We start from the raw sequence: 25,075 nt of genomic DNA, 5'->3' as shown, positions 1-25,075 counted from the left end.
GCGCCGGCGGCGCGGGCTCGTGCGGTGCGATCAGCTGCGGCGCGCCGGTGAGCCCGACCCGCTGCTGCGTGCCGATGTAAATCGCGCCGAGGTCGTCTGCCGTCAGCTCGTGCGTCCGCACGATGTGCGGCGTGAGGAGCATCACGATGTCGGTCTCTTCCGTCCTCCTGTTGTTCGACGAGAAGAGCTGCTTGAAGCCCGGTACCCGGAGCAGGCCCGGCACGCCTCTCAAGCTGTCCGATGTGTTCTGGGAAATGAGACCGGCCAGCAGGTTCGACTCTCCCTCGCGCAGCCGCAGCTTCGTGGTGACCTTGCGGCTGTTGAAGCTCGGCACGGTCTGCCCTGCCACGCTGATGTCGGCGCCGAGCGCGCTGTTCTCGACCGCCAGCTCCAGGATGATCTCCCCCTCGTAGGTCACGCGCGGCGTCATCTCCACGTTGACGCCCACGTTGCGATACGTGAACGACGACTGCGGGATCGTGGCGAATCCTCCCGCCGCGGCGGCGCCAAAGACGGTCGACACCACCGGCACCTCTTGACCGAGGTTCAGCGTCAGCTTGGTGCCCTCCGCGCCGCGCAGCTGCGGCTTGGCCAGGATCCGCGTGTTGTTGTCCTGCTCCATGAAGCGGATGACGCTTGACGGCACCGACAGGTAGAAGTCAGCGGTGCTGACGCCCTGCGAAATCGTGTTCAGGTTGAAGGGGGCCGTCGTGGTCCCGCCGGTGCCCGTCGAAGGGGGCGCCTCCGGCGAGAAGAACAGGTTGACCGCGTAGGTGCCCAGGTCGATCCCGTACTCCTTCAGTCTCGTGCGGTTCACCTCGAGGATCTCGACGTCGATGACGATCTCCGCGCGCGGCTTGTCGTTGGCGCGGATGACGCGCTCGATGACGTCGATCATCGGCACCGTCGCGCGGACCGTAATCGTGTTCGCGGTCTTGTTCATCATCACGACGGGCTGCACGCCGGCCTGGGCGAGCCGCACGACCTGGTTGAGGACCTGCATCACCTCGGACGCGTCGGCGTGCGACAGGTAGAAGGTCTTGATCGCCAGCTCGTCGTACTGCGCGTGCTTGGTCGCGACGTCGGGGATGATGATGATCGTCCGCGGGTTCAGGACCTTGTAATAGAGGCCGTTGGACGCGAGGATCTGATCGAGCGCCTGCTCCAGCGTGACGCCGTCCAGGTTGACCGTGATCGGCCGCCCCACGACCGACTCCGCCTGGGAGTCGTACATCGTATTGATCCCGGCGGCGCTGGTGATCGTGTTGATCACGTCGCGCAGCGAGGCGTTGGTGAACGTGAACTTGAGCGGCGCCTTGGATGCCGGATCGAGCAGCGGCGGCGCCGTGCTCGTCCGCGCCTGCTCGCGGAGCTGCTCGATCCGCGGCCGCGGGCGCGCGGCCTCAATCCGCTCCCGGATCGTGCGCTCCAGTTCCGCGGCCTTCGACGCCGCCAGCCGGTTCGAGGCGTCGTACTCCAGGGCGCGGCGATACTCGCGCAGCGCCGCGTCCAGCTGATCCCCCTCCTCCAGCTCGCGCGCGCGGCTGATGTGATCGCGCGCGGCGTTCTGCATCGCGCGCTCCAGCCTGATCTTGTACTCCGCGCGATCGGGATCCTCCTGGACCGCGCGGCGGTAGTGCACCACGGCGGAGTCCCAGTCCCCGGCCCGCGAAGAATCCTCGCCGCGGCGGAACGCCCGCTCGGCGGCGCACGCCGACAGCATCAGCGCCGACATCAGCACCAGCGCGATCAGAGCTCCCGATCTCCGTCTCACACCTGCTCCATTCATTGGCCCGACAGCCGGATCGTCTGCTGCGCCCCCCCATGAACGTACTCCAGGACGATGGACTCCACGCCAATCCGGACGATGCGATAGCGCCCCTCGATGGTATCTCCCGTGCGCCCGTGGAAAACGCGGCGGCCGTCGCTGAGCGCGGCCATCCGGCCGGCGCCCGGCGATTCGATGATCCCGATGAACTTCAGCGGGATTGGCGGCGGCGGAGTCGGCCCGGCCGGCGCCGGCGGCGCGGGTTCGATCTCGCGCCGCGAGGCGGGCCCGCGTGCCTCCCCCGCTTCGTCATCTCCCCGCGGCGGCCGCCGCGCCTCGAACCGGAACGGGTTCCGATCGATCGCGCCAGGCCGGGCCCGTTCCCCCCGCAGCGCCTCGAGACGCACGTCAAGCTCGCGCGGCGGCGCGACGGCTCGTCCCTGTGTGTTGGACGCCTGGCGGGACGCGCCGGCCGGGGTGTCGGGCCGCGATCCGCCGCGCAGCATCACGGCCGCGACCAGCACGATCGCCAGCCCGGCGAGGATCACCCATTGCCGCGCCGGGCCCAGCCTCCCCCGGTCAATCGCCATCGCGGCCGTTCCGATAGTACGTCGCAAGGGCGAGGTTGAGCTGCAGCTCTCCCCCTTCGCTGCTGGCAAGCGCCACGTTCTCGATGATCGTGAACTCGTGCGCGGTCTCGAGCAGGTAGATGAAGCGCCTGACGGCGCCGTAGCTGCCTTGCAGATCGAGGGAGACGGCGAGCCGCGTGAGCGAGCTGTTTCGAACGGGCATGGCGTCGAACGAGGTGCGGCCCGGGTCGAGCCCCGCGTCGCGCGCGAGCCGTGCGAGCCGCAGGTACGTGATGCGGCGGGCGGCGGCGTGATCGCCGGGGAGCACCTCGGCGTAGAACTTCTGCAGCTCGCGGTCGGCGCGATCCTTGCCTTCGAGCGTCGCGCGGGCGATCGTCTGCTCGCGCTCCGCGGCGACACGCGACGTGCGGGCGACCGCTGCGCGCTCTTCGGCCCCCGCAACCTTGCGCGAGAGCGGATAGACCGCCACGGCATACAGCGCCACGTTGGCGAGCAGCACGACAAAGAGCAGCCACACGATGCCGCGTTTCTCCTGGAGCACGCGACGAACGGGAATCACAGCCCGGTCGGGGCCCCGGCCCCGCCTCCTGGCGCCGCGACCGGCGAAGCCGGCCCGGACGGCGCCGCCTCGTATTCGGCTGTCAGCGCCAGCCGGTGCAGTCCTTCCTCGGTGACGTCCTCCGCCCTCGGCTGGACCGACCGGAACGCGTTGGTCGTCTCGAGCTGTTCCATGAAGGCGTCGATGTCCTCCGCCCGGCGTCCCAGGACGACGAGGTGGACGGTCGTGCGCCCTCCCTCGATCGCGGGCCTCACCGACGACAGCATCACGTTGGCGGGCAGGGTGCGCTCGATCAGGTTGAAGAACTCCGTCCACGAGAACGTCCGCTGATCGATCAGCGCGTTGGCTTCGCGGGCGCCGGCCATCACCGCCTGCAGCTCGGTGTGATTGATCCGGGCGCGCAGCGCCGCCGCCTGGCGCCGCACGCGCGCGGCCGCGTCCTCGTCGCGGCGGATCTCCGCGGCGAGCGCCGTGCTGCGTGCCGACAGCGAGACCAGGCGATAGAGATTGAACGCGGTGAGCGCGACGATCGCCACCGCAACGAGCGCGATGGCCGCGTGCGCGGCGCGCTCGTTGTAGAAGGGGCGCGTGGCCAGATTGTTCCGGATCACGCGACCTCCCGCACCAGGATGCCGACCGGCGCCGCAAGCGCCTCGAGCAGCTCGGGCGCCGCGGCGATGCGATCGCGGAGCGTCGCGGCCCCGCGCGGATCCACGGCCTCGACCGGCACGCCGAACCGCGCCTCGATGTTGCGCCGCGTCTCGGCGGCGGCGCCGGCGGCCAGGCCGCTGACCACCACGCGCGCGAACCGGCCGCCGCCCAGGCGGTCTTCGTGGTACATCGCCGTCTGGTGCACCAGGTCCTCGACCGACTCGTCCTGCGCGGTCGTCTTGTTGCGGAAGAAGATCAGGTCGTGGCCGCGCACGATCGCGATCGACGCGTCCCCCACGGTCAGGTGCACGAGCATCCAGTCCCCATCGGGCGCCCCGGAGGCCAGCACGGCATTAATCAGGTTGAACGTGGCGAGATCGACGAGGCCGGCGTGCAGGCCGGCGCGCGCGCACACGGCTTCGTACTCCTCGATGATGTCGCGGCGGGCGACCGTCACGACGAAGTCGTTGCCGCTCCCGCGGTCCCACGAGACCTGCGCCGTGTCGATCGCGAACGGCACCGACTTTCGGACCTGCCACCGGATCAGCTGCTCGAGGTCCGCGGCCGACGAGGGGACGGTCTCGAACGACACGATGGACACGCGCGCCACCGCGTCGGGCAGCACGAGCGCCGCGCGCGTGCCGCGGAGGCCCGCGGCGTCGATGAGGCGGCGCAGCGCGTCCCCCGCGCTGTTGGCGTCCTGCACGTTGCGGCCGTTCAGCTGAGGCGCGAGCACGCCCGGCGCGAGCCGTTCCACGCCGTGCGCGCTCACGGTCGCGCCGCCCGGGCCGCGGTCCACCGACACGATCGCCACGCGATCGGCCGCGAACTCCACGGCGATGGCGGGAGGCTGCGCCTTGAGGAAGCTGCTTCGCGCAGCGGCGGGGCTCATTCGACGAACGTCACCTTGTTGATCTCGCGCAGTGTCGTCGTGCCGTTGAGGGCGCGCTCGACGGCGGACTCGCGCAGGAACCGCATGCCTTCCTCGCGTGCCATCTTCTTGATCTCCGAGGTCGGGCGGCGCTCCAGAATCATCTCACGGATGCGGTCCGTCAGGTCGAGCAGCTCGCAGATGGCGGTGCGTCCCTTGTACCCGGTGCCGCCGCACTCGATGCAGCCCGCCCCCTCGTAAAACGCGTGCGCCTGCGCCAGCCCCGGATCGAGCGCGGACTCCTCGAGCATCTCCCGCGTGATCGCCGCCGGGCGGCGGCAGTGCGTACAGATCGTGCGCACGAGCCGCTGCGCCAGGACGCAGTTGAGCGCCGAGACGAACTGGTACGCCTCGACGCCCATGTTCAGGAACCGCCCCAGCACGTCCACCACGTTGTTGGCGTGCACGGTCGTGAACACGAGATGCCCCGTCAACGCGGAGTTGATCGCGATCTGCGCCGTCTCGTTGTCGCGGATCTCGCCGACCATGATCTTGTCGGGGTCGTGCCGCAGGATCGAGCGCAGCCCGCGCGCGAACGTCAGCCCCTTCTTTTCGTTGATCGGGATCTGCGTGATGCCGTGCAGCTGGTATTCCACCGGATCCTCAATCGTGATGATCTTGTCTTCCGGCGACTTGATCTCGGAAAGCGCGGCGTAGAGCGTCGTCGTCTTGCCGCTGCCGGTCGGCCCGGTGACGAGCACCATGCCGTACGGCTCGGCGATGTACTTGCGGAAGCGCTTCAGCTCCAGCTCGGGGAAGCCGAGGATGTCGAGCCGCAGCTCCTTGAACTGCTCGCTGATCGATTCCTTGTCGAGGATGCGGATGACGGAGTCCTCGCCGTGCACGCTCGGCATGATCGACACGCGAAAGTCGATCGTCTTGCCCGGCAGCCGCAGCTTGAAGCGCCCGTCCTGCGGCACGCGCTTCTCGGCGATGTCGAGCTCCGCCATCACCTTGATGCGCGAGATGATCGTGCTGTGGAAGCGCCGGTCGATCGGGCGCATGGCGGGCTGCAGTACGCCGTCGATCCGGTACTTGACGTGCACCGCGTCGTCCTGGGTTTCCACGTGGATGTCGCTCGCGCGGCGCTGGATGGCCGTGTAGATCATCGAGTCCACCAGCCGGATCACCGGGCTGGCGTCGCTCGTGAGCTTCTCGACGGTGAGGCTCTCCTCGAGGTTCTCGTCCTCCCGCAGGATCTGCATCTGGAAGCCTTCGGTGGCCTCCTCGAGCACGCGCTGCGAGCTTTCGCTCTTCTTGAGGATCGACTGGATGGCCGACGGCGTGCCGACCGCGACCTTGATCGGCGTGCCCAGCAGCGCCGACAGCTCGTCGATGAGCGGGAGATCGGTCGGGTCCGAGACGACGATCACGAGGGCGTGGGCGTCCCGCCGGTACGGGACGAACCCGTAGCGCAGCATCAGGTCCGCCGGAATCGACCGGAACAGCTCCTGGTCGATCCGGAAGCGGTGCATGTCCACGAACTCGAGCCGGTAGCGCTCCGCCAGCCGGCGCGCGCGGTCGTTTTCCGCCGCCTGCTCGGCGGGGGTCGTCTCGCCGGCGCCCACGTAGAAATCGGGACTTCCGTTGACGGTCTTCTGGTCCATAGGGTTACGACAATACCGACGACAGCTGGAAGAGCGGCATGTAGAGCGCCAGCAGCAGCGCGGCGATCACCAGCCCCATCGTCACCAGCAGTATCGGCTCGACGAGCGTGACGAAGCGCCCAAGCGTGGTTTCGATCTCCTCGTCATAGAAATCGGCCAGGCTGTTGAGCATGTCCTGGAGCGCGCCGGTGGACTCGCCGACCTCCACCATCTTGATCGCGACATCAGGAAAGGACCGGCGTTCGAGCATGGCGCCGGCCAGCGACGAGCCCTCGCGCACCTGGTGGCCCGCCGCGAGCAGCTGGTCCGCCATGTACCGGTTTCCGATCGAGCGCGCGGCGATCTCCAGCGCGTTGACGAGCGGGATGCCGCCGCTCAGCAGCGTGGCGAGCGTGCGCGCCGCCTGGGCTGTCGAGAACTTCTGTACCACCGGCCCGCCAAATGGCAGCCGCAGCACGAGCCGGTCGAACCGCACGCGCTGCTCCGGCTTCTGCACCCAGGCCCAGAACCCCGCGGCGGCCGCCACGAGCGCCGCCGCGATGACCGGAAAATACGTGACCGCCAGGCCCGAGCCGGCCACGATCAGCCTCGTGGACAGCGGCAGCTCCTTGTCGAACTGGCCGTAGAAGCCGGCAAACGCGGGCACCACCTTCAACACGATGATCCCGACGACGATCAGCGAGAGCGCGGTGAGGATGGCGGGATAGACGAGCGCGGAGAGCGTGCGCCGCCTCACCGAGGCGATGACCTTCGCGTACGCCACGTAGCGGCGGATGACCTGCTCGAGGTTGCCGCTCTTCTCGCCGGCCATCAGCGACGCGTGATACACGCCCGGGAACATGTCTTTCTGCGCCTCGAACGCCTCGGAGAGCGACGAGCCGCCGCGGACGCGCTCGTGCACGTCATCGAGGACCGCTTTGAACGTGGGATTTTCGACCCGCTGCCGCAGGATGTCGGGCGACTGGACGAGCGGCATGCCCGCCTTGAGCAGCGTCGCCAGCTCCTGGTTGAACACCAGGAATTCGCGGCTGCTGACGCGCCGCCGCTGAGGCAGCCGGAGCGCCGGCGCAAACGGGAGCCGGCCCGCGCGCCGGATGGTCAGCACGTAGAGACCTTTGTCCTCCAGCTCGCGGCGGAGCGTCGCCTCCGAGTCGGCGACGTAAACGCCTTCGATGATGTGACCGGCGGCCGTTCCGAGCCGGCAGCGGTATTCCATCAGCGCCAAACTATAGCCTCATTTGGCGGCCCGGCGCAGTTCCCACCGCGCAGGGCTCCTTGCTCTTAGACCGTGGCGCAGGCGTGATGGCTCGGGCGTCAGTTCGAGGCGGGCGTCACGAGCGCGAGAATGCGGCGCACGTAGTTGCGCGTTTCCCGGTACGGCGGCATGCCGCCGAAACGCTGGACGGCGCCTTCCCCGGCGTTATACGCCGCGAGCGCGACCGACAGGTCAAAGCGGCCGAGAAGGCCCGCGAGGTGCTTGATCCCCGCCTCGAGATTCGCCTTCGGGTCGTACGGGTTGCGAACGGAGTACTGCCGGGCCGTCGCGGGCATGATCTGCATGAGGCCCATCGCCCCTTTGCGCGACCGCGCCTTCGACCGATAGCCCGACTCGACCTTGATGAGCGCCTTCACCAGCACGGGGTCGACCCCATGCGCCGCGGAAATGTCTTCGATCAGCCCCGCGTAAGGCACGACCGCCAGGCTCGACGGAAGCACGGCCGGCTCGACCGCTCGAGGCTCCGGATACGGAACTTCGTCCTCCTCGATGCGCTCGACGAGGGCCCTTTCGAAGCGGACCTCTCCGCCCGACCGCAACGACAGCACGACCGTGTCGCCCGCCTCACGGTGCGCCCTGACCGATAAGGTTCGGCCGGACGCCAGGAACACGAGCTCGGCGGAGGCGGGAGCGGCGGCGCATAGCCCGAGCCCTACGGTCGCGACGACCGCCACGCGATTCAGCTGCATGCGGAAGGCCAATCCTAGCATGCAGTTGCGCGAAGTGTCCAGAATCAATACAGTCGAGCTAGTCCTTTGACCCGACAAACACGTGGTACACGCGAATGCCCAGCTCGCGCGTGTCGGGTCCGTGGCCGGGCTGCCCCGCCGGGATCTGGGCGGGGACGAAGGTCCGATCCGTTTCAATCCTCATGTCCACCATGTCGGCCGTTCCGAGCTGCGCGGCCGTGATCGGGATCCGGCGCACGACCGGGTTCCTGTCGGTCATGGCGAAGGTGTGCACGACCTGATCGTCGACCCTGATGGAGACCTGCTGCGGCGGCGCGAACACATCGGGCCGGCCATCGCTCTCCAGCAAAAAGACGACGTCCTTCTTTGGGTTGCGGAACGACAGGCCGGCGCTCTTCTTCGTCCACTGCCACTCGATGGCCGGCTGGTCGGGTGCGCTCTCCGCCCGGTTCCAGCCGTCGCGATAAATCAGGAAGATGTTCTCCGACTGTGGCGCCAGGCTCATCGAGCCGACCTCGTATTCGCGCTCCCCGTCCTCCTTGCCGTTGAGGGGGAGGCGCCGGCCGTCGCTTGCCGAGTACAGGCCGAGCCGCACGCGCGCATCGCCGACGTAGGGGTACACGGGGACGAACATCGTGTGCGAGTACGAGACTTTCTGTCCCGGTTTCCACGCGGTGGTCGGGGGGACCGGGGTGTGATCGTCGGTCCACATCAGTTCCCCTTCTGAATCCAGGAAATGCACGAACACCCGGTAATCGCCGTCGATCTTCGCCTCGCGTGCGACGTCAAACGTATAGGTCAGCTCGATCGGGCTGCCGAGCGGCACGCGCGAGCGCTCGGAGGCGAACGACGGCGTGGCGACCGGCGGCTCGTCGGTGCGCGTTCCGCCGCACGCGGCGGCAGCGGTGGCAAGGGCAAGCAGCATCGTGGCACGAACGCGTTTCATCATCATGCGATTGTGAATCCGGTCTTGGAAAAACGCCGGAGAAGTATGGTAGCGTAGCACGCGCAATGACGCTAGAAGCACTCGGGATGGTCGAGACCCGCGGTCTCATCGGATCGATCGAGGCGGCGGACGCGATGGTCAAGGCGGCGAACGTCATCCTCGTCGGCAAGGAATACATCGGCGCCGGGTACGTCACGGTGATGGTGCGTGGCGATGTCGGCGCGGTGAAGGCGGCGACCGACGCCGGGGCTGCCGCGGCGCGGCGCGTCGGCGAGCTGGTTTCGGTCCACGTGATCCCGCGACCGCACGCCGAGGTCGAGAAGGTGCTGCCCAAGGCGCCCAAATAGGGTTCATGGCCGCTGCTCAGAGCGACAAGGATCTTCAGTCGATCGCCGAAGCGCGCGCGCTGGCGCGCCGCGCGAAGGAAGTCGCGCCCAAGCTCGCCGAGTTCTCCCAGGAACAGATCGACGCCGTCATCGATGCGATGGAAGCGGCAGCCACGGCGCAGGCGGAGGCCTTCGCGCGACTCGCCCACGAAGAAACCGGTTACGGCGTCGTCGCCGACAAGATCCAGAAGAACACGTTCGCGTCCAGGCGCGTGCACGAGTTCATCCGCCCGATGAAGACGGTGGGCGTGATCCGGCGGATCGAGGAGCAGAAAGTCGTCGAGATCGCCGAGCCGTTCGGCGTGGTCTGCGCCATCATCCCGTCCACCAACCCCACCTCCACGGCGATCTACAAGATCATGATCGCGCTCAAGGCGCGGTGCCCCATCGTGCTCAGCCCGCACCCGGCGGCCGTGCGCTGCATCACGCGGGTTGCGGAAGTGATGCACGAGGCCGCGTGCCGGGCGGGGGCCCCCGCCGGCGCGATCGGATGGATGCAGAACGTGACGCTCGAGGGGACCCAGGAACTGATGAAGGCGCGCGAGGTGGCCGTCATCCTCGCGACCGGTGGGATGGGGCTCGTCCGCGCCGCCTACAGCGCGGGCAAGCCGGCCTACGGCGTCGGCCCGGGGAATGCGCCGGCGTTCATCGAGCGAACCGCCGACGTCACGAAGGCGGTCCGCGACGTCGTCACCGGGAAGACGTTCGACTACGGCGTGCTCTGCTCGTCGGAGAACTCGGTCGTGCTCGACGAACCGATTGCCGAGCAGGCCAAGCGCGAGTTCGTGCGGCAGGGCGCCTACTTCCTCAACGCCCAGGAGATCGAGGCGGTCGGCAAAGCCCTCGTGACGCCGCAGCGGCTGCCCAACCCGGCGCTGGTCGGGAAGAGCGCGGCCTACATCGCGGCGCAGGCAGGCATCACGGTCCCGCCGGACACACGCGTGCTCGTCGCCGAGCTGGCGGGCGTCGGGCGCGATTACCCCCTGTCGGTCGAGAAGCTCTGCCCGGTCCTGTCGATGTACACCGTGAGGGACTGGCGCGAAGGGTGCGAGCGCTGCATCCAGATCCTGCGCTACGGCGGCATGGGCCACACGATGGCCATCCACTCGCGCAATGAAGAAGTCATCCTGCAGTTCGGCCTGAAGAAGCCGGCATTCCGCATCGTGGTGAACACGCCAACCAGCCACGGATCGATCGGGCTGACGACCGGCCTCGATCCCGCGCTGACGCTCGGCTGCGGCGGATTCGGCGGGAACATCACGTCGGACAACATCGGGCCGCGCCACCTGCTGAACATCAAGCGGTTGGCGTACGAGGTGCGTCCCGCGGCAGTGAAACCGGCGGCAGTGAACGCGGCAGTGAACATGGATGGGCCCCGGCCTCATTTACCGAGCGTGGCGCATGAAGCTTCCCCGGCCGGCATCAGCGCGGACGCACTCTCGCGCCGCGTGGACGATTTCCTGTCCGCGCGCGGGTTTCGCGCGGCGGCGTCGGGCGCCATGGCGCCTCAGCCCCCGGTGTCCGCTGCGCGGTCGCCGGTGGGACCGCCGGCGGAGTTCGTCTGCGAAGAAGACGTGCGCCAGGCGGTTCGCCACGGCACGAAGATCATGCTCGGCGCGCGGACGATTGTGACCCCCGCCGCCCGCGATATGGGCGAGCAACACAAGGTGTTCGTGCCCTCGGCCTTTCCAAAATCGTAAAAAAGGGTCGGGAGCCTTTTTCGACGTGCCGGCCAGCGTCGAAAAAGGCTCCCGACCCCTTTTTACGCTGGACGTAACTGCCAAGTTGGCTATGGTTTACCGTTGACCTCTCCCCTGCTGGGGTGTTAGGATCCAATCCCAGCAGTTGGTACGGGTTTCCGCCATCGGCGGAGAGCAATAGAGGCTCCCCAGCCTCGAACGCCGGTCGATACGCCCGGGGACGCCCGGGTGCCGTCGAACAACGGGAGCCCCCCGCTGGGGGGCGACCTCAGCGAGGTTGCGGCACGCGCGCCGCGACCCACGCGGGAGCGCCCATGGTCGTCAAGTTTCGAAATTTCCCGCGACGCGCGCCGGTGTTGCTCGGCGCGATGGTCGCGCTGGCGATCGCCAGCCCGGTGATCGCCGGCCAGCGCCAGCCGGCGCGGCAGACTTCACCACGCACCGCCCAGGATCCTGTCGCGGCCCTCATCGCGAAGTCCGAACAGCATTTCGCCGCCGGCGAGCGCGAGCTGAAGCTGGGGCACCTCGACCAGGCGCGCGTGGAGTTCGACCGCGCCGTGGACGTGCTGCTCGAGTCCGAATACGGCGCGCGCTGGGACGGCCGGCTTCGCGAGCACTTCGATAAGCTGATCGACCGCATCAACGCCCACGAGGTCACCGCGCTGGCCCAGGGGGACGGATTCACCGAGAAGAAGTACGAGGAGGCCAGCCTCGACGAACTGCTGGATATCGCGACCTTCACGCCCAAGCCGGTCGCCGTTCCCGACACGCGCGAGACGGTGGTCGCCGACCTCGAGCACCGCGTGTCGGACGTTCCCATCCCGCTCAATGAGAAGGTGCTCTCCTACGTCGAGCTGTTCCAGGGACGGCTGCGCGACTACATCCAGGACGGCCTGCAGCGCGGAAGCAAGTACCTGCCGATGATCGAAAGCGTCTTCCGCGCCGAGGGGCTGCCGCTCGACCTCGCCTACATTCCCATCGTCGAGAGTGCGTTCAAGCCGAACGCGCTGTCGCGCGCGAAGGCCAAGGGGGTCTGGCAGTTCATGCGCGGCACCGCGCTCGAAAACGGGCTGCGCCACGACTGGTATATCGACGAGCGCTCGGACCCGGAGAAGGCGACGATTGCCGCGGCGAAATACCTGAAGACGCTCAACCGCATGTTCGACGGCGACTGGCACCTGGCGCTCGCCTCCTACAATGGCGGGCCCGGCCGCGTGCAGCGCGCGCTGAAGCGGTACAAGGTCGAGGATTTCTGGTCGCTCGTCGAGCGCGGGCGCCGGACCCTCCCCCGCGAGACCCGCGAGTACGTGCCGATGATCCTCGCGGCGATGATCGTCGCGCGCAACCCGGCGCAGTACGGCATTCAATTCACCGCCGAGCCCCCCGTCCAGTATGAGAAGGTCAGGGTGCCCAAGGCGGTGGACCTGCGGCGCGTCGCGGAGTGGACCGACTCCACGATCGACGTCATCCAGTCTCTGAATCCGGAGCTGCGCCGATGGACGACGCCGGTCCGGTACGAGTACGAGGTCAAGGTGCCGGTCGGCACCGCCGAGACGCTGCGCGCGCGGCTCGCCGACGCGTCGGAGAGCGAGCTCACCGCCGTCAAGTGGTACACCGTGCGCCGCGGCGAGTCACTCAAGACGATCGCCCGCAAGCTGCGGGTGAACCGGCTCGATCTGGCGGAAGCGAACCAGCTCCGCGTGTCGTCGCGCGTGCGTGCCGGGCAGTCACTGATCATCCCGCGCGCGCCCGCCACCGTGCTCGCGGCGCGCTCCGATCGTCCGGCGCCGCCGGCCATCACCGCCAGCCGCACGATCGCTCAAGGGGCCGATGAGGCCCCGGTGGTCCTGGCCTCGAACACACGGCCGAAGGTGGAGCGCACGACGCACCGGGTGCGACGGGGTGACACGCTGTTCTCGATCGCGCGGCTCTACAACACGACGGTTGACAAGATCAAGAGCTGGAACCGCATGCGCGGTACTCGCATTGCCGTGGGTGACCGCCTGACGATTTTTGCCGAGCGCGGCCGCTAGGCACCGCGCAGAACCTGCACACATTTCTCCTAACTGACTGATTGCACACAGGGGCCGCCCCTTGCAGGCGCCCCTGTGTGCTCGCCCTCCTCAAGACTGCGGCGGTCATCGGCATCGAGGCGTGCCCGGTGCAGGTAGAGGTCGACGTGTCGTTCGGCATCCCGGGGTTCACGATGGTCGGCCTGCCCGACGCCAGCGTCCGAGAAAGCCGGGACCGCGTTCGCAGCGCGATCAGGAACTCGGGATTCGACTACCCGCAACATCGCATCACGGTGAATCTCTCGCCGGCCGACCTCCGCAAGGCGGGGTCGGCCTTCGACCTGCCGATCGCCCTCGGGATCCTCGCGGCGTCCGGCGCGATCCCGGGCGTCATGGAAGACGTACTGGTGCTGGGCGAGCTGTCGCTCGACGGCGTGATCCATCCCGTGCGCGGCGTGCTGCCCGTGGCGGTGTCGGCCCGCCGCCGTGCGCTTCGCGGGGTGCTCCTGCCATACGGCAACCTGGCGGAAGCATCCGTGGTGAAAGGAACGGCGCTCATGCCGGTGCGCCGGCTGACCGATGCGGTCGCGGCGCTCAACGGGGCTCCCTTCCCTGCGGACCTGCCACCCGTCACGGCGCAACCGCCGGCCGAGGACGAGGGAGAATCTGATTTCGCGGACGTGTACGGGCAGGCGCTGTCGCGACGCGCCCTGGAGATTGGCGCCGCCGGCGGGCACAACGTGCTGCTCGTCGGGCCACCCGGCGCCGGCAAGACGATGATGGCGCGGCGCGTGGCCGGCCTGCTGCCGCCGATGTCGTTCGACGAAGCGCTCGAAGTCACCATCATCCATTCGGTGGCGGGCCTGCTGCCGCCAGGGGCCGGCCTCCTCGCCAGGCGGCCGTTTCGCGCGCCGCATCACACTATTTCCGACGTCGCCCTGGTCGGCGGCGGAAGCGTGCCGCGTCCCGGTGAAATCTCGCTCGCGCATCGCGGCGTGCTCTTCCTGGACGAGATGCCCGAGTTCGGCCGGCGGGTGCTCGACGTGCTTCGGCAGCCACTCGAGGAAGGCATCGTGCGGATTGCGCGGGCGGCGCGGACGGTGACCTTCCCCGCGCGGTTCATGCTGGTGGCCGCGATGAACCCCTGTCCCTGCGGGTTTCTCGGCGACACAAGGCGCCCGTGCCGGTGCACGCCGTCACAGGCCGCGCAGTACAGCGCGCGGGTATCGGGCCCGCTGCGCGATCGCATTGATTTAGTGGTGGACGTGCCCGCGGTGTTGCCCGGCGCGCCGGGCGAGCGACCCCCCGGCGAGCCGTCGGCGGCCATGCGCGCGCGCGTCGTCGCGGCCCGGGCGCGCCAGGCAGCGCGCAATCCGCGCGAGCGCGGCTCCGACACGACGCGCGTCAACGCGCGCCTCGAAGGGCGCGGCCTCCGCGCATTCTGCCGGCCGGACCGCGCCGGCGGGCGCCTGCTCGGCGACGCGGGAGAACGGCTCGCCCTCCCGGCCCGCGCGCACGACCGGGTGCTGCGCGTCGCACGCACGATCGCCGATCTCGCGGGCGACGCTGAGATCGCGAGGGAGCACATTGCCGAGGCGCTGCAGTTTAGAGGCTCGAGCTAGGAAGCGGCGCGCTCTACCTTCCGCCTTTTTCCTTTTGCCTTGTCTCCGTTTCAATACCACCGAGCGCCCGCCGCGCGTCGCCGATCCATGGCGCGGTTCGGCCGAGCGCGATCGCCTTGTTCAGCGCACGGCGTGCGTCGGCGCTCCGTTCGGCCTTGGCGCAGGCGAGGCCCAGGTGGTACGCGTACGTCGGGTTCTGCGGCGCCAGCTCGGCGCTCTTCTCGAAAGCGAGGGCCGCGTGCATCGGCAGTTCCTTGCGGTAGTACACCCAGCCGAGCGTGTCCTGCACCTCCGGCCGCGTCGGCATCCGCGCGGCAGCGCGCTGGGCGAGCGGCAGCGCCTCGTCGAGCCGTCCCTCCTCGGCGTAAATCCACGCCAGGTTGTTCGCCGCCACCACGGCGTTGCTGTCGGCCTCGAGCGCCGCCACGTACTCGCCCGTCGCTTCCGCCGTCCTCCCCTGCATCTGCTGGACGATGCCGAGCATGGTGTGGGCGCTCGCGGCCGCGTCCGGCCGCTCGGCCGCGAGGCGCCGAAACTCCTGCTCGGCGGCCTCGAGTTGCCCGCGCGAGGCGTAAAGCTGCCCAAGGATCATGTACGCGTCGATATGGCGCGAATCGCGCGCGATGGCGTTCTTCAGGGCGGTGACCGCCTCGTCTGGACGGTTCCGGGCGATCTCCAACCGTGCCGCGAGCACGCGATACTGTGCGGCTTCCGCGCCCGACCGGGCGGACTCGGTGCGCTCGGCGAGCCGGGCGGCGGCGGCGTCAGTCTTCCCTGCCGCCGCCTCGGCCGCGACGATCCCCTCGAGCGCCTCCATCGAGCTGGGCTGCGTCTGCAGCACGCGCTCGAACGCGGCGCGCGCCGTCGTAAAGTCCCGCTGCGCGAGCGCAATCCGGGCGAGCTGGAATTGCACCACCGGGTCCTCCGGGTAGGCGCGGACGAGCGGCGCGATCGTGTCCCGCGCCTGCGAGGTCTGACCCGCCGCGGCGAGCGAGAGCGCGAGCTGCACGCCGGCCGCTTTTCGATCCGGGTGTCGCTCCGCGCGGCGTGCGGCCTGCAAGGCGCCCCGAGCGTCACCCCGCGCCAGCGCGATGCGCGACAGCTCGAGTTCCGCGCCCGCGTGCGACGCGTCGATCTTCACGGCAGACGTGAATGCCGGCTCCGCCTCGGCGGCGCGTCCCGCGCGCAGATGGGCAAGGCCCAGCACGTAGTGCGCTTCGGGAAGGCCCGGCGCCGCTTTGACGGCGGCCTTCGCGTGCTTCAACCCGCCTTCCAGATCGTTCGCGTCGAGCAGCAGCCGCGCTTTGAGGAGCCGCACTTCGGCGTTGCGCGAGTCCCTCTTGATCACCGCATCCAGCACGCTGCCCGCCTCGGCGCGCGCACCCTCCTCCACATGCGCCCGCGCGACGATCAGGCTCGCGTCCGCGCCACGCACCGGATCGCTTCTCAACGGTTCGGCAGCGGCGATGGCCTCTGCCGCCCGCCTGTGACGGAGGTAATAGTCCGCGAGCGCGAGGCGCGCCGTCGTGCCACCTTGCCCCGCCAGGGCCTTGAACTGCGTCTCCGCCTCGCTCGGCCGTCCGGTCTGCTCGTACAGACGCGCGAGCGCGAACTGCGCGATCGAGTTCCGCGGGGCTGCGTCAAGCACGTGCCGCAGCTCGCGTTCCGCTGAGTCGCGATCGCCGGTCATCCAATAGTAGTTCGCAAGCGCGAGGCGGGCGTTGTCGCGGGACGGCGCCTCCTTCACGGCGCGCTGCAAGGTCACCTCGGCCCTCCGGCGGTCGCCCTGCATGAGATAGAGAGAACCCAGCGCGGAGAGCGCGTCGCCCGATGAAGGGTCGAGGCGAACCGCGCGCTCGAGCGTGGCGCGCGCGTCATCCATGCGCCGCATCGCCGCCTGGGCGTTCCCCAGCAGCACGTGCGCCTGGATGTGCCGCGGCTCGCGCTTCAGGACGATGTCCGCGCGGCTCTGTGCGCCGATTGCGTCCCCGGCGAGCAACTGCATCGAGCCGGTCTCGATCTGCACGGCGCTGTTCGTGGTTTGCAGGTCCGCCGCCCTGATCATCGACTGCAGCGCGCTGGCCGGATCCCCCGCGCGCAGGTACGCCCGCCCGAGCTTCAGGTGAACGTCGCCCCGGCTCGGCTGCGACTTGATCGCGTTCCGATACTCAATGATGGCTTCCGCGTACTGCCGCCTGGCTTCGTACGCGTCGCCGCTTGCGACGTACTTCTGCGCGCGCGACTCAGCGCTCTCGCACGCGGCGGCACTCGCCGCCAGCAGTACGAACAGCGCGACCGGGCGCCAGGTGGGCCGGTGTGCAGGGCTCATGGAACAACCTCGGACAGGCGAGGGTACATGGCCGCCGCGAACGACGCGGCGGCAGCGGCCGCCTGCCCGGTGGAACCAGTCACTGGAGACATGACACGGACGAGCGCGCCATCGGAGCGCCGCGCCCGCAGGGAATCGACGACGAGGTACGCGCGGTTCGCATACTCGTTCGCGACGACCCGACCGCGTCCCTGGAACCAATACAGGACGACCTGGCGATCCAGGTCCTTCTGGATGACGTAACGGTTGACCGGAATGGCGGAGCCGTCACGGATCGGGATAGTGACCCGCTCGCCGGATACCGGCTGCCATCCCGCGCCCGGCAGGCAGTTCTGCGGCGAATGGATCGAATCCCCCTGCCGCTGGCTGCGGTAGTAGCCGACGTACAGATCCGCCATCGCCGGGGCGGACGCCGTCACCGTCCGATCGCGCGTCGCGGAGGTCAGGACATACCTGCGGTTGATGTACTCGTCGGCTCCGAGGACGCTCTCGATCTTCTCGTCCCACGGCGGCAGATCGCGGCCGATCCATCCCGCCAGAGACAGGGGCATCGACGCGAGCGGCGCGCGCAGCGGCACCGACTCGGCGCCGGCCGCGCGCTGCACGACCAGCGCGGCCGACGCAATCAACAGACTGGCGGCGATGGCGCGGCCTGGCAGTCCCATTACGCTCCCCTGGCCGGTAGTGTGGGCGCCATGCGCGGCGTGCCGATCGCCCCGTGCGCAGGCTGGCGCTGCTCGATGGTGACGATGAGGCGCTCGACCGCGAGCAGCGCGGCGAAGGTTGCCGCAAACACGATCCAGCCGGAGAATGCGTGGAAGAAACCTTCGGCCGCCTCCGGGCTCCAGACGTGCGCGGCCAGGCCGGTGCCCGACACTCGCCCGGCGTTCGCCGCGATCGCGACCGGCACGGCGGCCAGCGCCAGCGCCCCACGCCCCCAGCGCGTGCGCAGCGAAAACTGGCCCAGCACGATCGCGAGCGTGAGCAGCGACACCAGCGATCGGATCCCGCTGCACGCTTCGGCCACCTCGAGGGTCGTCGTCGCGAGCACGAGGACGTTGCCCTCGCGGAGCACCGGCACGCCCGCCCATTCGAGCGCCGTCGCGCCCGCGCGCGACGCGAGCAGCTGCAGTGGAAACGCGATGCGATTGAAGATCAACGCGGGGAGCGGAATCATCAGCAACAGGAATGCGAGCGGGAACGCGAGCGCGCGCAGGTGCGCGCGCCCGGCGAAGAACAGCACCAGCCCGGCGAGCACGCCGATGAGCGAGATGCGAGACAGGAACAGCTCCGCGCCGAGCGTGCCGGTCACGAGCAGGGCGAGGCTGCCGGCGAGGAGGAACAGCCCCCAGCGGCTCGGCTCCAGCGGCAGCGCCCGCACTGCGGCGCGCCGGTCCCATGCGAACCACAGCGCCAGGGGCAGGACGACAAACCCGTGCGAGTAGTTGTCGTCCGTGCGCCACTGGCGCACGAGGCCGGCCGCCACGTCGTGGTAGGTCACCGCGAGTGCGGCCAGCACCACCGCCGCGGAAACCCAGATGCTGCTCCGGGACATCTGCATGAGACCGGGCTTGCGGGTGCGAGGACTACCCGTGCCTCGCGCCTTTTCGGCGGCGGATCGCGTTGGCCGTCCCGATCAGGCCTGCACCGACCAGCAGCATCGACGCCGGCTCCGGCGTCGGTACGGCGTTGGCGCGAGCGGCGGCCAGGCGGACCAGGAACGATTGGTTGCCGTCGTAGTCACGCAACCCGAACGACAGTACGGCGGCGCCCGTCGCCATTCCGCTGAACGACAACAGGTCGCGCAGATTCGTCCCCTCGTCGGCGGTGACGGCGAAGCTGCCGCCGCCGGCCACGAGACTACGGGCAAGCCCTGCGCGTTGCGCGAAGCTGAATCCGTCGTCATCTGTCGAGGTTGACCAGCCCGTCGGGATGTAGCCGGGCTGCGTGGGATCCCCTTCGTTGTGGGGACCGCCGGCCGAGTTCAGCACCTCCGCAGTCAGACCCGTCCAGCTCGCCGACGGCAGCGCGATGTTGACCTGGTAGTTCTGCTCGGCGCGCAGGCCGTTGAACATCAGGAACACGGGCGCAGAGGTGGTGAAGGCCAGACCGAAGTCGATGCTGTTGCCCAGCGCCGCCAGTCCGGAGACGCTGGCTCCGCTCCCGCCGAACGCGCTCACCGCGATGGGCTCGGCTGACGCCGTCCCGCTGGTGAGGAGTGCCGTGACAGCGAGCGCGGCTACGGTTTTTCTCATCGATGCCTCCGTTCTTCCGTGAATGAGCATCCGCAGGGTGCTACGGGTCGTCTTGTGCGCCCCGCACCCCCTCTGGTGCAAGGCCGCCGCCAAAAATGAGGCGCTTCCCACCCTGGGCGCGGGCCCGATTCGGGGCCGTTTTTCCTTGTCCCTCCCGGAACAGTTGTGCTATCTTCGCGAGGCTCCCCTAAGCTATCTGATGCCATCCAAGCGGTATACGCTGCTGCTCGCTGACCGCGCGACGGGATCGTTGCGACGTTTCACTGTGTCGCGGCGTCCCGCGTTGGCTGTTCTTGCTCTGTTCTTCTCCCTGCCCCTTCTGATGTCGCTCGGCGCGCGGTGGAGCGTCTGGGCTGAAATGGACGAGCTCCGCTCGACCAACACGCTCCTGCAGGCCCAGAACGAAAGCTACCGCGCCGCGACCGCCGAACTGACCACCCAGATCTCGTCGCTCCAGGCCGCCGTCACCGAGCTGGGCGAACGCGCGCACATCGACCCGTCCTCGCTGGCGGCGAGCGAAAAGCTTGCGGCGCTGTCGCGCGCGCGGGCGGTGGGCGGCGCGCCGACGCCGGTCGGCAGCAGGGCGCTCAGCGCGGCGCTCGGGTCGCCGGACGCCACCTTCGGCGTCATTCGCGACCTGCTGAGCGCGCTTGAAATCCGCCTGGACTCGGCACGTACTGGCATCGAGCGACGCCGCGCGCTGGCCTCGGCGACCCCGTCCATCTGGCCGGTCGCCGGCTGGCTCTCCTCCTCGTTCGGCCGCCGCTCGGATCCGTTCAACGGCGGCGCGGCCTTCCACGAAGGCATCGACATCGCGGCCGACCGCGGCCAACCGGTCTTCGCCACGGCTGACGGGCAGATTGCCACGGCGGGCCGCAACGGAGACTATGGCAATCTCGTCGTCGTCAGGCACGCGTTCGGTCTCGAGACGCGCTATGGACATCTGCTCCGCAGCAACGTGCGCGCCGGGCAGACGGTGCGCCGCGGCGACATCGTCGGCTACGTCGGGTCGACCGGGCGATCGACCAGCCCCCACCTCCACTACGAAGTCTGGCTGAACAGCCGGCTCGTGAATCCGCTGCGTCTGCTGTCGGCGAACTGAGGCCCCCTGGGCCGCGCCTTCACCCGGCGCCGGCGGCGCCCGCTCCCCAGCACGCTCCTGCCGTTTCGGGTAGAATCGTTGGATATCCCTTAGCGTTTCTTCCTGATGATTCAGACCGCCCTCGCGAAGATTTTCGGCACCGAAAACGAGCGTGAGCTCAAGCGCCTCCGGCCACGCGTCGTGCAGATCAACGCCCTGGAGCCCTCGATCGAGGCGCTCTCCGACGAGCAACTGCGCGGGAAGACGGTGGAATTCCGCGAACGGGTGGCGAAGGGCGAGACGCTCGAGGATCTGCTGCCTGAAGCCTTCGCTGTCGTGCGCGAGGCCGGCCGCCGCGTGCTCAACATGCGGCACTTCGACGTGCAGCTGATCGGCGGGATGGTGCTGCACCGCGGGAAGATCGCCGAGATGAAGACCGGCGAGGGCAAGACGCTCGTCGCCACGCTGCCCGCGTACCTGAACGCGCTCGAGGGCAAAGGCGTTCACGTGGTCACCGTCAACGATTACCTCGCGCGCCGCGACTCGGAGTGGATGGGACGGCTCTACCGCTTCCTGGGCATGACGGTCGGCGTCATCCAGCACGAGATGACCGACCCGGAGCGGCAGGTCGCGTACAGCGCGGACATCACCTACGGGACGAACAACGAGTTCGGCTTCGATTACCTCCGCGACAACATGAAGTTCGACCTGACGAGCTTCGTGCAGCGCGGGCATCGCTTCGCGATCGTCGACGAAGTGGACTCCATCCTGATCGACGAGGCGCGGACGCCGCTCATTATTTCCGGGCCGGCTGAGGAATCGACCGACCTCTACTACGAGGTGGATCGCATCATCCCGAAGCTGCAGGCCGGGCGCGTCACGCGCGGCGATGTGAAGGCGGAAGATCGCGAGGAACTCGAAAAGACGGGCGACTACATCGTCGACGAGAAGCACAAGACGGTGAACCTCACCGAGAGCGGCATGGCGAAGGCGGAGAAGCTGCTCGCACACCGCCTCGCGCCCGGCAGCAACGGGCTGTACGACCCTGCGAACATGCCGCTGCTTCACCACGTGAACCAGGCGCTTCGCGCGCACTCGCTGTTCCGGCTGGACGTGGACTACATGATCAAGGACGGCCAGGTCGTCATTGTCGATGAGTTCACGGGGCGGCTCATGCCGGGCCGCCGCTGGAGCGACGGGCTGCACCAGGCGGTGGAGGCGAAAGAAAAGGTCAAGATCGAGCGCGAGAATCAGACGCTGGCGACCGTCACCTTCCAGAACTACTTCCGCAAGTACAAGAAGCTCTCGGGCATGACCGGTACCGCGGACACCGAGGCGGAGGAATTCGCGAAGATCTACAAGCTGGACGTCATGGTGATCCCGACCAACCGCGTGCTGCGGCGCGTCGAGGAGCCGGACGCGGTGTACCGGACCGAGCGCGAGAAGTACGAGGCGATCGTCAAGGACATCACGGACCAGCAGGCCGCCGGACGCCCTGTGCTCGTGGGCACGGTGTCGATCGAGAAGTCCGAGCGGCTCTCCTCGATGCTCCACAAGCGGGGCGTGCGGCACGTGGTGCTGAACGCGAAGTACCACGCGAAGGAAGCCGAGATTGTCGCGCAGGCGGGGCGCAAGGCCACGGTGACGATCGCGACCAACATGGCGGGCCGCGGAACCGACATCCTGCTCGGCGGCAACCCCGAGTTCATGGCCCGGCAGCAGACGCTGGCCGACGAGATCGCGGAGCGTCTTGCCATGGGTGAGGCGCGGTTCGTCGATGACGAGGAGTGCGTCTATTTCTACCACCTGGACAGCTTTTATCGGGTGCCGCGCGTGGCGTACGAGGAGCGCCTGGCGTCGTTCAGGCGCCAGACCGACGCGGAGCACGACGAGGTCGTGGCCGCCGGCGGGCTGCACATCATCGGCACGGAACGCCACGAGGCGCGCCGGATCGACAACCAGCTGCGCGGCCGCGCGGGGCGCCAGGGCGATCCGGGATCGTCGCGGTTCTACCTCTCCCTCGAAGATGACCTCATGCGCATCTTCGGCTCCGACCGCATCGCCGGCCTGATGCAGCGGCTGGGGATGGAGGAAGGCGTGCCCATCGAGCACGGGATGGTCACGCGCGCGATCGAGCGCGCGCAGAAGCAGGTCGAAGCGCAGAACTTCTCCATCCGCAAGCACCTCCTCGAGTACGACGACGTGATGAACAAGCAGCGTGAGGCGGTGTACGGCCTCCGCCGGCAGCTGCTCGAGGGGCACATCGTTCTCACGGGCGAGCGCGACGAGGACGCCGAAACGCTCGACACGCGCGGCTACCTGATGCGGATGTCCGAGGACCTGCTCGACGCGACGGTCGATCAGTACCTGGATCGAGAGGCCGATCCCGAGGAGTGGGACCTCGACGCCTTCCGCGTGGCGATCACGGAAATCTTCGGCCTGCCGCCGGAGGATTTCGACGCAGCGGATGCGTCATCCCGCGACCGCGAGGAGATCCGCGATCGGCTGTGGGAGCGCGTCACGGCGCGGTACGAGGCCAAGGAGAAGATCCTTCCCGACGTGACGCTGCTCCGCCGGGTCGAGCGCGACATCATGCTGCAGATCGTGGACGCGCAGTGGAAGGACCACCTGTACGCGCTCGATCATCTCAAGGAAGGCATCGGGCTGCGCGGCTACGGCCAGCGTGATCCGCTGGTGGAGTACAAGAAGGAGAGCTTCCAGCTGTTCCAGGCGATGAAGGACCGCATCGACGAGGAAATGGTGCGGTATCTGTGGCGCCTGCAGCCGATCATCGAGGCCGAGGGGCCCGGGCGCCAGCCGCCGCGCGCCGCCCGGCCCGCGCCGCGGCGCCCGTCGCCGATCGTGATGAACAAGCCGGCGGCCGTGCCTGCGTTCGGCGGCGGCGGGACGGCGGTTGCCGACGGACCGCATCCGGCGCGCACGGGCGGCGACGACGTGGTGACGACCGTGCGGCATGACGGCCCAAAGGTCGGCCGCAACGATCCGTGCCCGTGCGGATCCGGCAAGAAGTACAAGAAATGTCACGGGGCGTGATGACTGCCCACTGTCCACGGCCCACTGCCCACTGAATGCAATGCAGACACGCGACGAATTGATCACCGCGCAGCAGATCGCCACCGGCTTGTCGATGGCCCTCACCTTTGACGACGTGCTGCTGGTGCCGCGGCATTCGAAGACGCTGCCCAGCCAGGTGGACGTGGGCACGCGGATCACGCGCAACATCAGGCTCAACGTGCCGCTGGCGAGCGCGGCGATGGATACCGTCACCGAGTCGCGGCTGGCCATCGCGATGGCGCAGCACGGCGGGATCGGCGTCATCCACAAGAATCTCAGCATCGACGAACAGGCGTCCGAGGTCGATCGGGTGAAGCGGTCGGAGAGCGGCATGATCGTGAATCCGATCACGCTGTCCCCGCAGAATCGCATCCACGAAGCGCTCGCGTTGATGCGCAAGTACCGGATCTCCGGCGTGCCGATCACCGAAGACGGCAGCACGGAAGGGCGGCTCGTGGGGATTCTCACGAATCGCGACCTCCGGTTCGAGACCGACACCAGCCAGGCGATCGGCGAGATCATGACGAAGGAGAACCTGGTCACGGTTCCCGTCGGCACGACGCTCGATGCCGCGCGCGAGATTCTGCATCGCCACAAGATCGAGAAGCTCCTGGTCGTGGATCGTGACTACCGGCTGAAGGGGCTGATCACCGTCAAGGACATTCAGAAGGTCATCAAGTACCCGAGCGCGTCGAAGGACTCGCTGGGCCGCTTGCGGGTCGCAGCAGCCGTCGGGGTTGCCAAGGACACGTTGTCGCGGGCCGAGGCGCTGGTGGCGGCCCACGTGGACATTCTCGTGGTGGACACGGCCCACGGGCACGCGCAAGGCGTCATGGACATCGTCGGCAAGCTGCGGCGCCAGTTCCCGGACGTGGACCTGGTCGCCGGCAACGTGGCCACGGCCGAAGCGACGCGCGCGCTGATTGGGCTGGGCGTGGACGGCGTGAAGGTCGGCATCGGCGCCGGCTCGATCTGCACGACGCGCGTGGTGGCGGGCATCGGCGTGCCGATGATCTCCGCGATCGCCGCGTGCGCGCAGGAGGCCGCCGCGCACGACGTTCCTGTCATCGCCGACGGCGGCATTCGGTATTCGGGCGACATCACCAAGGCGATGGCGGTCGGCGCGAGCTGCACGATGATCGGCAGCCTCTTTGCGGGAACCGACGAGAGCCCCGGCGAGGTCATCCTCTACCAGGGGCGCAGCTTCAAGGAGTACCGGGGGATGGGGTCGCTTGGCGCCATGCGGCGCGGCAGCCGCGACCGCTACTTCCAGGACGAGTTCGACCTCGACTCGGTGGTTGGCGAGGGAGCCGACAAGCTGGTGCCCGAAGGCATCGAGGGGCGCGTGCCGCATCGCGGGAGCGTTGCGACGATGATCCACCAGCTGGTGGGAGGGCTGCGCGCGGGCATGGGCTATTGCGGCGCGGCCGATATCGAGACGCTGCAGCGCGAGGCGCGGCTGATTCGCATCACGCAGGCCGGGATGCGCGAAAGCCACGTGCACGACGTGGTGATCACGAAAGAAGCGCCGAACTACCGTGTGGAGTGAGCGACGGGGTCAGATCCCGAATTCTCACTTTTTTCTAGGGCTGACCCTT

20 protein-coding genes are annotated in these 25,075 nt (G+C 68.7%); 7 read left to right on the top strand and 13 right to left on the bottom strand.

Annotation, left to right across the window (positions count from 1 at the left end):
* The 9 genes from HYU53_17690 to HYU53_17650 all read right to left on the bottom strand — a co-directional run.
* The coding region (locus HYU53_17690) for a secretin and TonB N-terminal domain-containing protein (protein MBI2223025.1) at nucleotides 1–1,774 on the bottom strand (1,774 nt) is incomplete at its 3' end.
* Between the two features lie 11 nt (nucleotides 1,775–1,785).
* Complete coding sequence (locus HYU53_17685) at nucleotides 1,786–2,358, bottom strand: hypothetical protein (protein ID MBI2223024.1); 573 nt, start codon at nucleotides 2,356–2,358, stop codon at nucleotides 1,786–1,788.
* Nucleotides 2,348–2,917, bottom strand: coding sequence for a hypothetical protein (locus tag HYU53_17680; GenBank protein MBI2223023.1), 570 nt, complete (start codon nucleotides 2,915–2,917; stop codon nucleotides 2,348–2,350). Before HYU53_17680 ends, HYU53_17685 begins: the two co-directional genes overlap by 11 nt.
* The gene (locus HYU53_17675; protein MBI2223022.1) at nucleotides 2,914–3,528 is read right to left on the bottom strand and encodes a hypothetical protein; all 615 of its coding nucleotides are present in this window, start codon (nucleotides 3,526–3,528) and stop codon (nucleotides 2,914–2,916) included. Before HYU53_17675 ends, HYU53_17680 begins: the two co-directional genes overlap by 4 nt.
* Nucleotides 3,525–4,460 (bottom strand): pilus assembly protein PilM, encoded by a 936-nt coding sequence (pilM, locus tag HYU53_17670; protein MBI2223021.1) that lies wholly within the window; start codon nucleotides 4,458–4,460, stop codon nucleotides 3,525–3,527. Before pilM ends, HYU53_17675 begins: the two co-directional genes overlap by 4 nt.
* Complete coding sequence (locus HYU53_17665; GenBank protein ID MBI2223020.1) at nucleotides 4,457–6,106, bottom strand: type II/IV secretion system protein; 1,650 nt, start codon at nucleotides 6,104–6,106, stop codon at nucleotides 4,457–4,459. Before HYU53_17665 ends, pilM begins: the two co-directional genes overlap by 4 nt.
* Before the next feature lie 4 nt (nucleotides 6,107–6,110).
* A complete protein-coding gene (locus HYU53_17660; protein MBI2223019.1) occupies nucleotides 6,111–7,322 on the bottom strand; it encodes a type II secretion system F family protein in 1,212 nt (403 codons plus the stop codon).
* A gap of 98 nt (nucleotides 7,323–7,420) precedes the next feature.
* The gene (locus HYU53_17655; GenBank protein ID MBI2223018.1) at nucleotides 7,421–8,071 is read right to left on the bottom strand and encodes a lytic transglycosylase domain-containing protein; all 651 of its coding nucleotides are present in this window, start codon (nucleotides 8,069–8,071) and stop codon (nucleotides 7,421–7,423) included.
* Nucleotides 8,072–8,129: 58 nt separating this feature from the next.
* Nucleotides 8,130–9,017, bottom strand: coding sequence for a hypothetical protein (locus tag HYU53_17650; GenBank protein ID MBI2223017.1), 888 nt, complete (start codon nucleotides 9,015–9,017; stop codon nucleotides 8,130–8,132).
* A 65-nt stretch (nucleotides 9,018–9,082) separates the two neighbouring features.
* Between HYU53_17650 and eutM the strand changes: the two genes are divergently transcribed.
* The 4 genes from eutM to HYU53_17630 all read left to right on the top strand — a co-directional run bounded on the left by eutM (nucleotide 9,083) and on the right by HYU53_17630 (nucleotide 14,737).
* Complete coding sequence (gene eutM / locus HYU53_17645; GenBank protein MBI2223016.1) at nucleotides 9,083–9,364, top strand: ethanolamine utilization microcompartment protein EutM; 282 nt, start codon at nucleotides 9,083–9,085, stop codon at nucleotides 9,362–9,364.
* 5 nt (nucleotides 9,365–9,369) lie between these two features.
* Nucleotides 9,370–11,103, top strand: coding sequence for an aldehyde dehydrogenase family protein (locus HYU53_17640; GenBank protein MBI2223015.1), 1,734 nt, complete (start codon nucleotides 9,370–9,372; stop codon nucleotides 11,101–11,103).
* A gap of 314 nt (nucleotides 11,104–11,417) precedes the next feature.
* Nucleotides 11,418–13,136: a transglycosylase SLT domain-containing protein gene (locus HYU53_17635; protein ID MBI2223014.1), complete on the top strand. Its 1,719-nt coding sequence runs from the start codon at nucleotides 11,418–11,420 to the stop codon at nucleotides 13,134–13,136.
* A gap of 77 nt (nucleotides 13,137–13,213) precedes the next feature.
* Entirely contained in the window at nucleotides 13,214–14,737 is a 1,524-nt protein-coding gene (locus HYU53_17630; protein MBI2223013.1) for a YifB family Mg chelatase-like AAA ATPase, read from the top strand.
* A 13-nt stretch (nucleotides 14,738–14,750) separates the two neighbouring features.
* Here the strand turns inward: HYU53_17630 and HYU53_17625 are convergent, their stop codons facing one another.
* Genes HYU53_17625 through HYU53_17610 form a run of 4 tightly spaced genes read right to left on the bottom strand, consistent with a single transcriptional unit; the run spans nucleotide 14,751 to nucleotide 19,321 of the window.
* Nucleotides 14,751–17,066 (bottom strand): tetratricopeptide repeat protein, encoded by a 2,316-nt coding sequence (locus HYU53_17625; GenBank protein ID MBI2223012.1) that lies wholly within the window; start codon nucleotides 17,064–17,066, stop codon nucleotides 14,751–14,753.
* On the bottom strand, nucleotides 17,063–17,731 hold the full coding sequence (gene epsI / locus HYU53_17620) for an EpsI family protein (GenBank protein ID MBI2223011.1): 669 nt from the start codon (nucleotides 17,729–17,731) through the stop codon (nucleotides 17,063–17,065). Before epsI ends, HYU53_17625 begins: the two co-directional genes overlap by 4 nt.
* On the bottom strand, nucleotides 17,731–18,621 hold the full coding sequence (locus HYU53_17615; protein ID MBI2223010.1) for an exosortase/archaeosortase family protein: 891 nt from the start codon (nucleotides 18,619–18,621) through the stop codon (nucleotides 17,731–17,733). The genes epsI and HYU53_17615 overlap by 1 nt, the downstream gene beginning before the upstream one ends.
* A gap of 31 nt (nucleotides 18,622–18,652) precedes the next feature.
* Entirely contained in the window at nucleotides 18,653–19,321 is a 669-nt protein-coding gene (locus HYU53_17610) for a PEP-CTERM sorting domain-containing protein (GenBank protein MBI2223009.1), read from the bottom strand.
* Between the two features lie 199 nt (nucleotides 19,322–19,520).
* On the opposite strand from HYU53_17610, the gene HYU53_17605 reads away from it, so the two are divergent.
* The 3 genes from HYU53_17605 (at nucleotide 19,521) to guaB (ending at nucleotide 25,026) form a co-directional block, all read left to right on the top strand.
* Complete coding sequence (locus tag HYU53_17605; protein MBI2223008.1) at nucleotides 19,521–20,423, top strand: peptidoglycan DD-metalloendopeptidase family protein; 903 nt, start codon at nucleotides 19,521–19,523, stop codon at nucleotides 20,421–20,423.
* A gap of 105 nt (nucleotides 20,424–20,528) precedes the next feature.
* The gene (gene secA, locus HYU53_17600; GenBank protein ID MBI2223007.1) at nucleotides 20,529–23,456 is read left to right on the top strand and encodes a preprotein translocase subunit SecA; all 2,928 of its coding nucleotides are present in this window, start codon (nucleotides 20,529–20,531) and stop codon (nucleotides 23,454–23,456) included.
* Nucleotides 23,457–23,550: 94 nt separating this feature from the next.
* Entirely contained in the window at nucleotides 23,551–25,026 is a 1,476-nt protein-coding gene (guaB, locus tag HYU53_17595) for an IMP dehydrogenase (protein ID MBI2223006.1), read from the top strand.
* The last annotated feature ends 49 nt before the right edge of the window (nucleotides 25,027–25,075 follow it).

This window comes from Acidobacteriota bacterium (assembly GCA_016184105.1).
Classification (GTDB): domain Bacteria; phylum Acidobacteriota; class Vicinamibacteria; order Vicinamibacterales; family 2-12-FULL-66-21; genus JACPDI01.
This window is presented reverse-complemented; position numbering and strand designations above follow the sequence as displayed.

What these genes read in the sequence shown, in the direction of transcription:
- HYU53_17650 (MBI2223017.1), bottom strand. Translation starts at nt 9,017, where the DNA reads ATGAAACGCGTTCGTGCCACGATGCTGCTTGCCCTTGCCACCGCTGCC.
- HYU53_17640 (MBI2223015.1), top strand. Translation starts at nt 9,370, where the DNA reads ATGGCCGCTGCTCAGAGCGACAAGGATCTTCAGTCGATCGCCGAAGCG.
- epsI (MBI2223011.1), bottom strand. Translation starts at nt 17,731, where the DNA reads ATGGGACTGCCAGGCCGCGCCATCGCCGCCAGTCTGTTGATTGCGTCG.
- HYU53_17625 (MBI2223012.1), bottom strand. Translation starts at nt 17,066, where the DNA reads ATGAGCCCTGCACACCGGCCCACCTGGCGCCCGGTCGCGCTGTTCGTA.
- pilM (MBI2223021.1), bottom strand. Translation starts at nt 4,460, where the DNA reads ATGAGCCCCGCCGCTGCGCGAAGCAGCTTCCTCAAGGCGCAGCCTCCC.
- HYU53_17615 (MBI2223010.1), bottom strand. Translation starts at nt 18,621, where the DNA reads ATGTCCCGGAGCAGCATCTGGGTTTCCGCGGCGGTGGTGCTGGCCGCA.
- HYU53_17610 (MBI2223009.1), bottom strand. Translation starts at nt 19,321, where the DNA reads ATGAGAAAAACCGTAGCCGCGCTCGCTGTCACGGCACTCCTCACCAGC.
- HYU53_17635 (MBI2223014.1), top strand. Translation starts at nt 11,418, where the DNA reads ATGGTCGTCAAGTTTCGAAATTTCCCGCGACGCGCGCCGGTGTTGCTC.
- HYU53_17665 (MBI2223020.1), bottom strand. Translation starts at nt 6,106, where the DNA reads ATGGACCAGAAGACCGTCAACGGAAGTCCCGATTTCTACGTGGGCGCC.
- HYU53_17660 (MBI2223019.1), bottom strand. Translation starts at nt 7,322, where the DNA reads ATGGAATACCGCTGCCGGCTCGGAACGGCCGCCGGTCACATCATCGAA.
- HYU53_17685 (MBI2223024.1), bottom strand. Translation starts at nt 2,358, where the DNA reads ATGGCGATTGACCGGGGGAGGCTGGGCCCGGCGCGGCAATGGGTGATC.
- HYU53_17655 (MBI2223018.1), bottom strand. Translation starts at nt 8,071, where the DNA reads ATGCAGCTGAATCGCGTGGCGGTCGTCGCGACCGTAGGGCTCGGGCTA.
- eutM (MBI2223016.1), top strand. Translation starts at nt 9,083, where the DNA reads ATGACGCTAGAAGCACTCGGGATGGTCGAGACCCGCGGTCTCATCGGA.
- secA (MBI2223007.1), top strand. Translation starts at nt 20,529, where the DNA reads ATGATTCAGACCGCCCTCGCGAAGATTTTCGGCACCGAAAACGAGCGT.
- HYU53_17605 (MBI2223008.1), top strand. Translation starts at nt 19,521, where the DNA reads ATGCCATCCAAGCGGTATACGCTGCTGCTCGCTGACCGCGCGACGGGA.
- guaB (MBI2223006.1), top strand. Translation starts at nt 23,551, where the DNA reads ATGGCCCTCACCTTTGACGACGTGCTGCTGGTGCCGCGGCATTCGAAG.